This window comes from Acidocella sp., assembly GCF_036489515.1.
In the GTDB taxonomy this organism is placed as follows: Bacteria; Pseudomonadota; Alphaproteobacteria; order Acetobacterales; family Acetobacteraceae; genus Acidocella.
The window spans coordinates 45,181-58,507 of sequence record NZ_DASXFO010000053.1 but is presented as its reverse complement, the minus strand read 5'-3'; the positions used below and the strand labels follow the sequence as shown (position 1 = coordinate 58,507).

The following is a 13,327-nucleotide window of genomic DNA, read 5'->3' as shown; positions in this document are numbered from 1 at the left end:
ACTAAAAGAAGGCGAAATGGTGATCGTCGATGGCGTCCAGAAGGTGAAAATCGGCGGCGCCGTCACGGAAACGGTTGCCCCCGGCGCCACGATGTCGGCCGACAACACCACCTCGGAATAATGGACGGGATGGACCCGGCGCCCGTGCCGCCGTTCCGTAACCGGGCAGCGCGCACCACAACCATGACCGCCATGCTGCCCTTGGGGTGACAGGATAAACATGCTCTCCAAATTCTTTATCTACCGCCCGAATTTCGCGATCGTCATCGCCATCGTCATCACGCTGGCCGGTCTCGTCTCGCTGACGGCGATCCCGGTAGCGCAATACCCGAACGTGACGCCGCCGCAGGTGACGATCTCGGTGAACTATCCCGGCGCCAGCGCGCAAACGGTCCTGAACGCCATCGCCGAACCGATCGAGGAGGAGGTGAACGGCGCGCCGGACATGCTCTATATGCAGGGCTCAAGCTCCAGCTCCGGTCAGTATCAGCTGACCGTGACCTTCGCGATCGGCACCAATCCGTACATCGATCAGGTGAACGTGCAGAACCGCGTGCAGATCGCCGAGTCGCAGCTGCCGACGGAGGTGCAGTCTGAAGGTATCACCGTGCGCGCCGCGTCCAGCACCTTCGTGCTGGCGGTCAGCCTGTTCTCGCCGACAAATAAATACAGCCAGATCTATATCTCGAACTACGAGTACCAGCATCTGTATCAGGTCGTCTCGCGCCTGCCCGGGGTCGGCAACACGCAGATTTTCGGCGAACGCGAATATGCGATGCGTGTGTGGTTGAATCCGGTGCAGATGACCGGCCTCGGCATCACCCCGGCTATGGTGACCGCGGCGATCGAGGCGCAGAATCTCCAGGTCTCGGCTGGGCAGATCGGCGAGGCCCCGACCTACAACAACCAAGCTCAGCAGCTCACGGTGCTGGCGCCGGGCGAGCTCAGCAACGTCCAGCAGTTCAAGAACATCGTGATCCGAGCCACGCCGAATGGCGGCATTGTCCGGCTCTCCGACATCGCCCGGGTGCAGCTGGCGGCCGAGCAATATAACAACGCGGCGGAGCTCGACCATTTGCCGGCCTCGACCCTGGCCGTCTACGAGGCGCCTGATGCCAACGCGCTGGCGGTCTCGCGGGACGTGCAGGCGGCGGTGAAGGCGATGTCCGTGCACTTCCCGCCGGGCATGACCTACACGGTCGCCTATAACGCCTCGAACTTCGTCTCCGCGGATATCGACGAGATCCTCCGCACCCTGGTAATCACCCTGATCCTCGTGGTGGCCGTGGTCTACCTGTTCCTGCAGGACTGGCGGGCCACGGTGATTCCCACCATCGCCATCCCGGTCTCGCTGATCGGCGTGTTCGCGGTCCTGTACGTGCTCGGCTACTCGGCGAACACGATCGATCTCTTCGCCATCGTGCTCGCCATCACCCTGGTGGTGGACGACGCCATCGTGGTGGTCGAGAACGTGACGCGCACGCTCGAGGAAAATCACGGCATGAGCGTGGCCGACGCCACCGAGAAGGCGATGGCCGAGATCACCGGCCCGGTGATCGCGACCACGCTGGTGCTGGTGGCGGTGTTCGCGCCGGTCGGTTTCGTCTCCGGCGTGACCGGCGCGCTGTACCGGCAGTTCGCGGTGACGATCTCGGTGTCGGTGGTGATCTCCGCGATCAACGCGCTGACGCTGAGCCCGGCGCTCTGCGCGCTGATGCTGAAGCCGCCGAAGCCGGTCACTTTCGTCGGGTTCCGCTGGTTCAACAGCCTGTTCGACTTCATGCGCAACCGGTTCGGCAATGTCGTAGGGGTGCTGACGCGCCGGCTGACCTTGGCGATCGCCGGCATCATCGCCGTCTTCGTCATCACTTATGGCGTGTTCGAGCACACCCCGACCGCCTTCCTGCCGGCCGAGGATCAGGGCTACTTCCTGATCAACGTGCAGCTGCCGAACGGCGCCTCGCTGGAGCGCACCAACGACGTCGTGGACGAGCTCACCACCATCCTGCACAAGACGTCGGGGGTCGAGCATGTGATCGGCGTCTCGGGCTTCAGCATCGTCACTGGCGCGCAGGAACCGAGCGGCGGTCTGGTCATCGCCATCCTCACCCCCTGGAGCCAACGCGGCCGCAGCGAGTCCGCCGAGGCGCTGATGGCGAAACTGAAACCGACCTTCAATGCGATCCCCTCGGCGGACATCGCGGCCTTCGATCCGCCGCCGATCCCCGGCGTCAGCGCGACCGGCGGCATCAACTACGTGCTCGAAGCGCAGAACGGCGAGAGTGTGCAGCAACTGGCCGCGGCCGCGCGCGGGCTGATTTTCGCCGCCAACCAAAATAAGAACCTGACCAACGTGTTCAGCGGCTTCGACGCCAGCCAGCCGCAGGTGGAGGTGTCCGTGAACACCACCCGGGCGGAGCTGCTGGGGGTCTCCCCGGAAGTGGTCTACACGACGCTGCAGGCCTATCTCGGCTCGCAGTTCGTCAATCTCTTCAATTATGACAACTTCGTCTATCAGGTGATCGTGCAGGCGGACCAGCAGTACCGCAGCAAGATCTCCGACATCAATAACCTCTATGTGCAGAGCTCGACCGGACAGGAAGTGCCGATCAGTAGCCTCGTCACCATCAAGAACGTGACGGGTCCCAATGCGCTGATCACGTACGATGAATATCCGGCGGTGCTAATCAACGGCCAGCCGGCCCCCGGCTACAGCGACGGTCAGGCAATCACCGCGATGGACCAGGTGTCGGCCAAGACCTTGCCGGACGGGTTCGGCTATGACTGGACCGGCATGACCTACCAGCAGTTGCTCGCTATGGGTCAGGAAAGTTCAGCCTTCATCTTCGCCGTGGTGTTCTCCTTCCTGTTCCTCGTGGCGCTTTATGAAGGCTGGTTCCTGCCTTTCGCGGTGACGCTGCCGGTCGGCTTCGCGCTGATGGGCGGGCTGGTCGCCTTGCATCTGCGCGGCATGCCGCTGGACGTGTACGGCCAGGTGGGCCTGGTGCTGCTGATCGGCCTGTCGGCGAAGAACTCGATCCTGGTCGTGGAATTCGCCAAGGACCGGCTGGAGAAAGGCGGCATCAGCATCGAGCACGCCGGCGAGGAAGCGGCGCGGATCCGCTATCGGCCGGTGATGATGACGGCGCTCGCCTTCATCATCGGCGTGGCCCCGCTGGTGATCGCGACCGGCGCCGGCGCCGGGGCGCGGCAGTCGATCGGCACCACGGTGTTCGGCGGCATGGTCGTGGCGACGCTGGTCGGCGTGGTCTTCATCGCCCCGCTCTTCGTGGTGGCGGCGAAGCTCAGCGAACGGCTCAAGCGGAAGAAACATGCGGCGGAACCAGCCGGCTCCTCGCTGCAACGCGGACCGGCTGACCACGAATGACCACGAAAACCGCGGGCGCCTAAAGCGGCCGCGGTTTTTTAAAGAAAGCGGCCGCTTTTTGAAAAAAGCGGCGCAAAAATTTTTGTTATGCTGGGCCGCGGGCGTTGACGCCGACAACGCCCACAACCCAGATGCCTGAACGCTGTTACGTGCGGTTGACCGGATCGCTGGCGGGGAAGCTGTCCTCACCTGCCTGATCGAGATCGGCATTCGGGACGGCGATTTTGCTGGCAGCCCCCGAATGGATCACCTGCTTGCGCGCCTCTGGCCAGAACGTTTTTTCCCGCCCCTTGGGCCGGCCGGCCTCCAGCCACAGCTCGTGCGCCCGAACCCGGACCAATTGTTCGATGGTCGCGCGATTGTCCATGATGTTGTTCCTCTCCTTTGCAAGTTCTACCGTGCGACGCTGCTTGACCCTTGACCTGGGACAATCCGGGAGCGGATCAAGACCCGCTCGCGCGCAGCCGCAAGTTTAATAACCTCGTCACGATTTTCACGACCCAGGCCGCCCGGTACCGATCTCGCGGCGCCGCCGGCGTCACAGGCTCGTGAAAGAAGCTCTCCGGAAAAACTGTTAATTTTGTTTAAATCAATTTATTATTATATAGAAACGAGATGAAACAAGCAGCGCCATCCAGAGAGACCGCAACGTCAAGTTGAAGCTTTAAATTGTTTGAATTGCCTTTGTAAAATACTAGAATTTTTTTGATCAAGCCACTCATGCCAGAACCGCGTAGCAATGGCGCTGAGGGCAAGCGGAGATGAGGCATTGACCGAACAAACCTTCCCGCACAGCTTGGCGAGAACGACATCGCTCGCCATCGAAACGCGTCGCTTTTCGATTGAGCCAGGCGATCTCCCGCGCGCACAAGGCGACCGCTCATGAGCCCTCATACGTCCGTGCAGGAGGAAGGCAGCGACGCGCTCATTTCGCTGCAGTCAGAAATTGCTCGCCTGAAAACCGCGCTGCAAGCGCGCGATGATTTTATCGCCATAGCCGCACACGAACTCCGCAATCCGATGACACCGTTGCTGGGCATTTGCCATCTGGCGCTGAATGCCGCGCGCAAAGCCGAGCCGCCGGTGCCGCCGGCGCTCTTGTCCCTGCTCGAGCGCATGAACGTCTCGATCCAGGAGTTTGTCGACCGCGCCACGCGGCTTCTGGACCTCAGCCGAATCAACGCCGGCAAACTGCAACTATGTTCGGTCGAGGCGGATTTTTCCGCCACCGTCGGCACCATTGCCGCCAAATATGAAAACGCCTCCTTGCGCAAAGGCTCCCCACTCGAACTGCACATCGAACCCGGGGTGAGAGCTTGCCTCGATCCCCTCGCCTTCACGCAGATCGTGGAAAATGTTCTATCCAATGCTTTTAAGTTCGGCAACGGAAAAACGGTCAGGCTGCGCTTCGCACAAGCGGATGAATGGGTGACGCTGAGCATCGAAGATTTCGGAATCGGCATGAGCGCCGAACAGCAAAGGCATCTTTTCGGCCGCTTCGTGCAGGCGGAACTTCCGCCTTTGGGCGGGGGCATCGGCATCGGGCTGTGGCTGACAGGCCGGCTGGTCGCCGCCATGAAGGGCCGCGTCACGGTGGTCAGTCGCGCCGGTCAGGGCGCGACATTCACCGTGCAGTTGCCACGGCGCCCGGTACTGGATCCCAGCCCGGAATAGTCCAAAAACCACAAGAAAGAGGCCGATTTTTGAAAAAAGCGGCGCAAAAACTTTTATTATGCTGGGCTATGGGCGTTGGCGCGGACAACGCCCACGGCCCAGATTAATAAAGTTTTTTTGCTTCTTTTTGTTCACAAAAAGAAGCCTTCCCTTCCTAGAGCATACCGAGGGACATCTTACGCGCGGGCGGCTTATGAACGCGGTCGATCTCCGCGAGATCAGCCGCACTCAGGCTGATCGCCGCCGCCCGCGCATTTTCGCGCAGATGCGCGGGGTCGGCGGATTTTGGAATCGCGATCGTGTTGCCGTCCCGCAGGCTCCAGGCGATGGCGATCTGCGCGGGGCTCGCATCGTGGCGCTGCGCCACCGCCTTCAAGGCCGGTGAACGGAGCAACTTGCCCGCCTGGCCGAGCGGCGAGTACGCCATCACCGGCATTTTCTGGCTCCGGCACCAGGGGAGCAGATCGAATTCGATGCCGCGTTCGTCAGGATGGTAGAGCACCTGATTGGTGGCGCAGTTCTTCCCATGCGGCGTAGCCAGAACTTCCTCCATGTCGCCGGCGTCGAAATTTGATACGCCCCAAGCGCGGATTTTTCCGGCCGCCCGCAGCGTCTCGAACGCGGCGATGGTCTGCTCCAGCGGATACCGGCCGGGCCAATGCAGCAGATAAAGATCCAGATGGTCAGTGCCGAGGCGCCGCAAACTCGCCTCGCAATGGCTGACGACGCCGCTGGAGGAGGCGTTCTGCGGCATGACCTTGCTGACCAGGAACACGCGCTCGCGCTGGCCCTTGATGGCCTCGCCCACAACCTTCTCCGAACCGCCATCGGCATACATTTCCGCCGTGTCGATCAGGCTGAGCCCCAGCTCGATGCCTTTGCGCAGCACCGCGGCCTCAGCCCCGGCACGGCCGGCGGCCTCCCCCATATGCCAAGTGCCCAGGCCCAAAGCCGGGACTTTGGTCCCATCCGGCAGGGTGACGGTCGGAATGGTCATCTGTGCCACCTCGTAAGAATAAGAAAAGGCTACTTTTTGTGAACAAAAAGTAGCAAAAAAACTTTGCTATGCTGGGCCATGGGCGATGTCGCCGACAACGCCCATGGCCCTGCATAATAAAAGTTTTTGCGCCGCTTTTTTCAAAAAGCGGCTGCTTTACTGGCCTCAGAACGCCGCGGCGTGGCCGTCGCGGCGGCTGTCGCTGGCGGCGACATAGCCGTGATCGAGATCGTCGGAGAGCTTCATGATGAACTGGCCGGAGCCGAAATCCATGTATGGATCGTCGACGGATTTCAGCTGATGGCCGCGCGCCTGCAGCCCTTCGATGGTCTCGCGGCGCATCGTCGCCTCGACGTCGAGGGTAAAGTCGCGATTCACCTTCCAGCGCGGCGCATCGCACGCCGCCTGCGGCTGCTGGGCGTAATCGAGCATGCGCACCGCGGTTTGCAGATGGCCCTGGGGCTGCATGTCGCCGCCCATCACGCCGAAGCTCATCAGCGGCTTGCCGTCCTTGGTGAGGAAGGCCGGGATGATGGTGTGGAACGGCCGCTTGCCGCCTGCGACCACGTTCGGCGAGGCCGGGTCCGAGGAGAAGCCGTAGCCGCGATTTTGCAGGCTGATGCCGAAGCCAGGCACCACAACGCCGGAGCCGAAGCCGTTATAGTTCGACTGGATGAAGGAAATCATCATGCCGGATTCGTCGGCGGCGGAGAGATAGATGGTGCCTCCCGCCTTCGGCATGCCGAAGCTCGGGCGCTGCGCCTTGTCCATGCTGATCAGCTTGGCGCGCTCGGTCAGGTAACCGTCGCTCAGCATCTCTTCCGCGGTCACCGTCATGGCGCGCGGATCGGCGACATAGCGGTAGATGTCCGCGAAAGCGAGCTTCATCGCCTCGATCTGCACGTGCTGCGAATCCACACCGTCGACCTTCATGCCGGCGAGGTCAAATTTCTGCAGGATGCCAAGCGCGATGAGGGCGGCGATGCCCTGCCCGTTCGGCGGGATCTCATGCACATCATAGCCGCGATAGGACTGGCTGATCGGCTTGACCCATTCCGGGCGATAGGCGGCAAGGTCGGCTTGCGTCATCGCGGCGCCGCATTCCTTGGAAAAAGCAGCGATGCGCGCGGCGATCTCGCCTTCATAGAAGGCGCGCGGGCCCTGCTCGGCGAGCATGCGCAGCGTGACAGCGGCCTCCTTGAAGACGAATTTCTCGGCGACCTGCGGTGCCCGCCCATGCGGCATGAACGCGGCGGAAAAACCCGGCTGGTCCTTCAGCACCGGCACCAGCGCGGCCCATTTGTGCTGCACGATCGGCGCCACGGCATGCCCACGCTCGGCCAGCTCGATCGCCGGCTGCAGCAGGTCGGCGAAGGGCAGACGGCCGAAGCGCCCATGCAGCGCCTCCCAGCCGGCGATGGCGCCCGGCACGGTCACGCTGTCCCAGCCGCGCATCGGCCGGTTGGCCAGGCCATTCGCGGCCTCGCCGTATTTGCCGCGGAAATAGGCCGGGTTCCACGCAGCGGGCGCGGTGCCGGAGGCGTTCAGGCCGGATAATTCCTTGCCGTCCCAGAGAATCGCGAATGCGTCGCTGCCGAGGCCGTTAGAGACGGGTTCGACGATCATCAGTGCCGCGGCCGCCGCGATGGCGGCGTCCACCGCGTTGCCGCCGCACGCCAGCATGCGTAAGCCGGCCTGCGCTGCCAGCGGTTGCGAGGTCGAGACCACGTTGCGCGCCATCACCGGCATGCGGATGGTCGGATAAGGATTGGTCCAGTCTGAAAACATCACATTGTTCCTGTTGCTCTTGCTCGATGGCCTCGCTTGCCGGCTTCAGACGGCCGCAAGCGGTCACCGCGTGACCACCACAGGCACCACCACGTTGACGAGCAAGGCGACGACACCGACATTGATGGCCTTCACGACATCAGGCAAGCCCGGCCCCACCGCGAGGATGGGGCCGGCGCGCTATGTCACGGCGCGATGCAAACCCGCCCGTGACAAATCAAGCCTATTCCGGCTTCGGCCCGTGCGCCTTGATGAACGTATCGACCGTGCCTTCTTCCGGGTTCACGAAAACCACGTCCCGCGGATCGCGGCGCGGCGTGTCGACGGTGAGGAAGATCACCGGATGCTCGAGCAATTCAGGGATCGCGTGCACGACGCCTTTCTTGAAGAACACCATCTGGCCCGCCTGCAATTCACGCGGCTCACCGCCATCCACCTCGAAGGTGGTGCGGCCGGAGAGCAGGTACAGATATTCATCGCAGGTCGCGTGGTAGTGGCGCGGTACGGGGTGATAGGCGCGGAAAATCCGCGAGCTGGCGGCAACCTCGTCGGTCAGGCGGGTGTCGATCAGCATGGTGTCGGCCGTCTCCGGCAGCGACGCGGCGATCGCCTTCACGTCGAAATACGCGCTGTTCCGCATGCTGTCCTGCGGCGCGGTCTTGGTCTTCTCGTCGGCACTCATATTTCACACTCCTGCTTGGGCACGAAGCGGAACCTGATCAACGCCGGCCCGTTCGACACAGCTTGGCCAGGTTCCACATTGCCCCCTGACATGGAGGTGCTATTTCAGCTTTCCAATAGAAGATTTTGCGCAGTCTGATCTGTGTCTGCGTATAATGAGCCTGGAGGTTAACGTGGACTTGCGGCAGTTGGAACATTTCGTGGCGGTCGCACAAGAACGCCATTTCACGCGCGCCGCGGCCCGGCTTCATATCGTGCAGTCCGGCCTTTCCGCGTCGATCCGGGCGCTGGAAGAGGAGATGGGGGCGGCGCTGTTTCTGCGCACGACCCGGCGGGTCAATCTCACCCCGGCCGGCACGGCGTTTCTGACTGAGGCACAGCGTGTGCTCGACGCCGCCACGGCGGCGCGCAACGTCGTCGCCGAAGTACAGGGGCTGAAGCGCGGCCGGCTGCTGGTCGGCGCGATCCAGGGCCTGAGCCCCTTCATCGACCTGCCGCGCCTGCTCGGCGCCTTCCGCCGGCAATACCCGCAGGTGGAAATCCAGCTCCGCTTCGACGACACCGCGGCGCTGATCGAGGGCGTGCTGGACGGCAGGCTGGACATCGCCTTCACCCAGTTCGTGGAGACGCCGCCGCCCGAACTCGCCGCCCGCATGCTCGCCTGCGACCCGCTGGTCCTCGCCTGCCCCGGCAACCACCGCCTCGCCGGCCAGCGCGACCTCAGCCTCGGCGCCATCGCCGAGGAGGCCTTCATCGACCTGCCTTCCGGCCAGGGCACACGGCAGCTGGTGAATCAGAGCTTTGCCGCCGCCAACCTGGCGCGGCGCTCGGAATTCGAAGTCAACGACCTGGCGATGCAGCTGGACATGGTGGCGCACGGACTCGGCGTGGCGCTGGTGCCGGAACTGGTGGTGCAAAGCCGGATGCGCGCCGCACCACAGGCGCCAATCAGCTTCGCCACCCTGGCCGAACCGGAACCGTGCTGGGAACTGGCGGTGGTGTATGGACGGCACGCCGAAACCGGCCGCCCCGGCAGCGCCGCCGCCGAAGCGTGCCTGCGCATCTTGGACGAAGCGTAGGAAGCGAAAGAAAGACTACTTTTTGTGAACAAAAAGTAGCAAAAAAACTTTTTTATGCTGGGCCATGGGCGTTGTCGCCGACAACGCCCATGGCCCAGCATAGCCAAAAGTTTTTGCACCGCTTTTTTCAAAAAGCGGCTGCTTTCTTAAATCTGCCTAGCGCCGGGGATGTGCAGATCCTGCATCGGATTGAACCGGTGCACCCCGCCCCCGTGCATCATCCAATGCACGAGCAGCAGCACGACTAAAATGAGGATCAGCAGCGCGAACACGCGGCCGAGCACGCGGAATGCTGCCACCACCAGCCACAAGGCGACGCCGATGAGAATCAGCACCTGCAGCAGCGGCGGCAGACCGACCGACGTCATCAACGTGACAAGAAATCCGTCGATGACGCCGATCAGTTCCATCACCAGGCCGGCCAGGGTCAGAATCGCCGAGACAACCAGGTTGATGGCGTGTGTCATGCCTTGGCGGGGACCTCAGCGCCGAGCTTCAGCAGCGTGCGGGACAGGGTCTCGATCGCCCAGGGCAGATCGGCTTCGTTGATGTCGAAATTCGGCGTGTGGTGGCCGGAGGGGATGTCCGAGCCGAGCACCGCATAGACCGCCTGGCCGCCAAGCTCCTGCACCCGGCGCATGAAGAAGGTCGCATCCTCGCTGCCGCCGGTGAGATGCGGCGCCGAGTCGACATCGAGGCCCGGCACGGTTTTCGCCGCCGCGGCGACCTTTTCCGCCAGCGCCGCGTCCGAGGCGGCGGTCGTGGTGCGGCCGACCGTACGGATCTCCACCTCCACCTCCTGCGCCGCGGCACAGCCGCGCAGCACCGCTTGCGCCCGGCGCAGCATGTAATCGGTGATCACTTCGGTCTCCCCGCGCACTTCCATCTGCAGGAACGCCTCATCGGCGATCACGTTGCGGCCGGCGCCGCCGCGCAGCGTGCCGACATTCACCCGCGAGCGCCCAGCGCCGTGCCGGGAGATGCCGTACAACGCCGTCACGGCATTGGCGGCGGCGAGCAGTGCGTTGCGGCCTTCATCGGGATGGCTGCCGGCATGGGAGGACTGGCCGCGAAACGTCACGTCCAGCTTGGCGCTGGCCAGATGCCCCCAGGCCGCCGGGCGGAACACGCCGCTCGGCACGCCGGTGCCCAAATGCACGGCGATGAAAGCGTCCACATCGTCGACCACGCCGGCTTTCACCATTGGCAGCGCGCCGCGCCCGCCTTCCTCGCCCGGCTGGAAAATCAGCTTCACCGTGCCGCGCAGGTTTTCCTTCATGCCGCTCAGCACCTCCGCCACCGCCAGGCCGATCGCGGTGTGGCCGTCATGGCCGCAGGCATGCATCACGCCGGGATTCACCGAGGCAAATTTTTCCCGCGACGGGAGATGCGCCTGGGTATCGTCCTCGAGGATCGGCAGCGCATCCATGTCCACGCGCAAGGCCACGACCGGGCCCGGCAACGCGCCCCGCAGCACGCCCACCACCGCGGTATGCCCACCAGCGAAAGCGGGCAAAAACTCCGCCGGCGCGCCCGCGTCAGCGGCGCGCTGATAGGCACGGTCCAGTTCCGCCTCGCTAGGCAGGCCGAAGCGGCTGGCAGAGTCGATCACCTCGCGGCCCAGTTTCACCTCGACCCCCAGTTCGGTCAGGCGTTGCGCCACCACGCTCGCGGTGCGGAACTCCGTCATTCCCAGCTCGGGATGGCGGTGCAGGTCGCGTCGGATGGCGACGGCGCGGGCGGCGATTTCCGGCGAGACCAGGGACGTGTCGAAGGGGGCCATTGAAGAGCCTTTCATTTCATCGGGTTGATACGCGGTCTGAAGCTGATGTTATCGCTACAGCAATCTGCGTCCAGCGGAAATGCAGGAGGCTCCGGCTATCGTCACGAACCAGATGAAGGAAAGCGGCCGCTTTTTCGATCAAAAGCGGCGCAAAAACTTTTGCGCCTCTGGGCCTGTGGCACTGACACAGCACGGGCCCAAAGGCGCAGCGGGCCGGACGAGCCGGCCCGCCGGTCGTCACTCCGTGCTTAGACCCACCAATGGTAGCCCAGCGCAAAGTTGAGAACGACGCCATAGGTCAGGTAGATAAGCCAGAGTCCGGTCAGGACCTGCCACAGGCCGATCAGCCGCCCACCGAAGGACCATGAGAAGAGGCGCGTCGGAATTTCGGTAATGTAGATAAGCGACAGCCCGACAAACAGGATGGCAACCGGGATGTCCCCCGCCCCCTGGAAGACGATGACGCCAAGGACTGAGAGCATGAAGACGGCGATCGCCATCCAGCCCTCGGGAACCGCGCTGCTGCCGATATACCGGCGGTGCGACACGGCGAACCAATGCACGCCATAGGCCGTGAAGGCGACCGCCGCCATGTAGAGCGGTGCTGCATTCGTAAAGACGCCGAACCAGGTCAGGCCGACGGTGAGATAGACGCCGGTGATGAACTGCATGAAGCCAGCCATCCAGAGGCCCCACATCGCGACGGTCTTATCGACCTCCCGGCTCGCCTTTGGAAACTGGAACAGCGCCTGGCCGCCCATCACCAAATATCCCGTCGCCAGGCCGAAAAAACCGATGGCCACAGGCCAGAACTTGGATGAGTCGAAAACGACGTCAACAATTTGGTTGTGCATATTGTATCTTACTCGCAATAAAAAATCAGATGCGCAAAGGAGACCTGTGCACGGTTAGCTGCCAAACGACTTGGGAGAGAAACCAAGACATTCATGATCAATCGTTAGAGCATCCTGATGGATGGGGCTATGATAGGGTCGAATGTCTGCCTTGTTATTTTGTAATTTTTAATGATTTTTCGAATGGGCGATAGTCTTTACCTATATTTGTGTCGCCCGCCCTGAACAATGGCATGTGCCATCCATGATGGTGCAGAACCCCGGACGGAGCCCCACCAGCACGCAAACGGCTGCGGGCGCAGAAAATCTGAAAGATCCTGAGCGCAGCAGGACAATTCAGAAACAAGAGAAGGGGAAGGCTGCTTTTTGTGAACAAAAAGAAGCAAAAAAGCTTTATTCATCTGGGCCATGGGCTGCACCGGCGACAACGCCCATGGCCCAGCATAGAAGAAATTTTTGCGCCACTTTTTTCAAAAAGCGGCCGCTTTCTTCTATCTGACTAGCCTGCCTGGAAGCATGATAGACCTAAAGAAATCATGCTCCAGGTCTTTGTTCGAGGTTGCTTTAGCGGACCGCAGAGAACGAGGTCGGCGTGAGCATCGCGTTGCTCAGCGTGTCGACGATGGCACCGTTCTTTTCTGTCTCCGCCTTCACCGCGAGCCATTCCGGGTCGCTCGCGAAGGCGTTCCATTTGCGCTCGCGCTCGGCCAGCGACTCCCATTCGAGCAGATAGTACAAGTCTTGATTCGAAGAACCGATGGCGACGGTCCAGAAACCGGCTTGGCGGATGCCGTGCTTCTGCCAGATCTTCAGCGTGTGCGTCTCGAAGCGCGAGAGCAGATCGGGCATCCGGCCGGCGGCAGCGCGATAGATGCGCAATTCATGGATCATGGGAAATGTCCTCCTGAAATATCAATCGTGTTAGAGTCTGGTCGTTTGAAGGAAGCGGCCGCTTTTTGAAAAAAGCGGCGCAAAAACTTTTGGTCCGCTGGGCCATGGGCGTTGTCACCGACAACGCCCATGGCCCAGCATAAATAAAGTTTTTTGCTACTTTTTGTTCACAAAAAGTAGCCTTCCCTTCCC

The 13,327-nt window shown here is 62.3% G+C and carries 13 protein-coding genes; 5 read left to right on the top strand and 8 right to left on the bottom strand.

All coding sequences use genetic code 11. The features are described from left to right. The first annotated feature begins 220 nt into the window (after positions 1–220). A complete protein-coding gene (locus VGG47_RS08425; RefSeq protein WP_331537409.1) occupies positions 221–3,388 on the top strand; it encodes an efflux RND transporter permease subunit in 3,168 nt (1,055 codons plus the stop codon). Between the two features lie 145 nt (positions 3,389–3,533). Here the strand turns inward: VGG47_RS08425 and VGG47_RS08420 are convergent, their stop codons facing one another. Continuing rightward, positions 3,534–3,755 (bottom strand): DUF2934 domain-containing protein, encoded by a 222-nt coding sequence (locus VGG47_RS08420; RefSeq protein WP_331537407.1) that lies wholly within the window; start codon positions 3,753–3,755, stop codon positions 3,534–3,536. A 50-nt stretch (positions 3,756–3,805) separates the two neighbouring features. Here VGG47_RS08420 and VGG47_RS08415 point away from each other — a divergent pair, with 50 nt between their 5' ends. Further along, positions 3,806–3,940: a hypothetical protein gene (locus VGG47_RS08415; RefSeq protein WP_331537405.1), complete on the top strand. Its 135-nt coding sequence runs from the start codon at positions 3,806–3,808 to the stop codon at positions 3,938–3,940. A gap of 330 nt (positions 3,941–4,270) precedes the next feature. Then, complete coding sequence (locus VGG47_RS08410; RefSeq protein ID WP_331537403.1) at positions 4,271–5,062, top strand: sensor histidine kinase; 792 nt, start codon at positions 4,271–4,273, stop codon at positions 5,060–5,062. A gap of 154 nt (positions 5,063–5,216) precedes the next feature. Here the strand turns inward: VGG47_RS08410 and VGG47_RS08405 are convergent, their stop codons facing one another. The 3 genes from VGG47_RS08405 to VGG47_RS08395 all read right to left on the bottom strand — a co-directional run bounded on the left by VGG47_RS08405 (position 5,217) and on the right by VGG47_RS08395 (position 8,529). Next, the gene (locus tag VGG47_RS08405; protein ID WP_413788646.1) at positions 5,217–6,059 is read right to left on the bottom strand and encodes an aldo/keto reductase; all 843 of its coding nucleotides are present in this window, start codon (positions 6,057–6,059) and stop codon (positions 5,217–5,219) included. Between the two features lie 165 nt (positions 6,060–6,224). Further along, positions 6,225–7,847: a gamma-glutamyltransferase family protein gene (locus VGG47_RS08400; protein ID WP_331537401.1), complete on the bottom strand. Its 1,623-nt coding sequence runs from the start codon at positions 7,845–7,847 to the stop codon at positions 6,225–6,227. 223 nt (positions 7,848–8,070) lie between these two features. Next, complete coding sequence (locus VGG47_RS08395; protein WP_331537399.1) at positions 8,071–8,529, bottom strand: cupin domain-containing protein; 459 nt, start codon at positions 8,527–8,529, stop codon at positions 8,071–8,073. A gap of 172 nt (positions 8,530–8,701) precedes the next feature. On the opposite strand from VGG47_RS08395, the gene VGG47_RS08390 reads away from it, so the two are divergent. Continuing rightward, a complete protein-coding gene (locus VGG47_RS08390) occupies positions 8,702–9,607 on the top strand; it encodes a LysR family transcriptional regulator (RefSeq protein WP_331537397.1) in 906 nt (301 codons plus the stop codon). 146 nt (positions 9,608–9,753) lie between these two features. Here the strand turns inward: VGG47_RS08390 and VGG47_RS08385 are convergent, their stop codons facing one another. The 3 genes from VGG47_RS08385 to VGG47_RS08375 form a co-directional block, all read right to left on the bottom strand. Beyond that, positions 9,754–10,074: a hypothetical protein gene (locus tag VGG47_RS08385; protein ID WP_331537395.1), complete on the bottom strand. Its 321-nt coding sequence runs from the start codon at positions 10,072–10,074 to the stop codon at positions 9,754–9,756. Continuing rightward, positions 10,071–11,390, bottom strand: coding sequence for an amidohydrolase (locus tag VGG47_RS08380; protein WP_331537393.1), 1,320 nt, complete (start codon positions 11,388–11,390; stop codon positions 10,071–10,073). Before VGG47_RS08380 ends, VGG47_RS08385 begins: the two co-directional genes overlap by 4 nt. Before the next feature lie 248 nt (positions 11,391–11,638). Beyond that, positions 11,639–12,193 (bottom strand): hypothetical protein, encoded by a 555-nt coding sequence (locus VGG47_RS08375; RefSeq protein ID WP_331537391.1) that lies wholly within the window; start codon positions 12,191–12,193, stop codon positions 11,639–11,641. A gap of 295 nt (positions 12,194–12,488) precedes the next feature. On the opposite strand from VGG47_RS08375, the gene VGG47_RS08370 reads away from it, so the two are divergent. Continuing rightward, complete coding sequence (locus VGG47_RS08370; RefSeq protein WP_331537389.1) at positions 12,489–12,743, top strand: hypothetical protein; 255 nt, start codon at positions 12,489–12,491, stop codon at positions 12,741–12,743. Positions 12,744–12,808: 65 nt separating this feature from the next. Here the strand turns inward: VGG47_RS08370 and VGG47_RS08365 are convergent, their stop codons facing one another. Then, entirely contained in the window at positions 12,809–13,135 is a 327-nt protein-coding gene (locus VGG47_RS08365; protein ID WP_331537387.1) for an NIPSNAP family protein, read from the bottom strand. Positions 13,136–13,327: the final 192 nt, after the last annotated feature.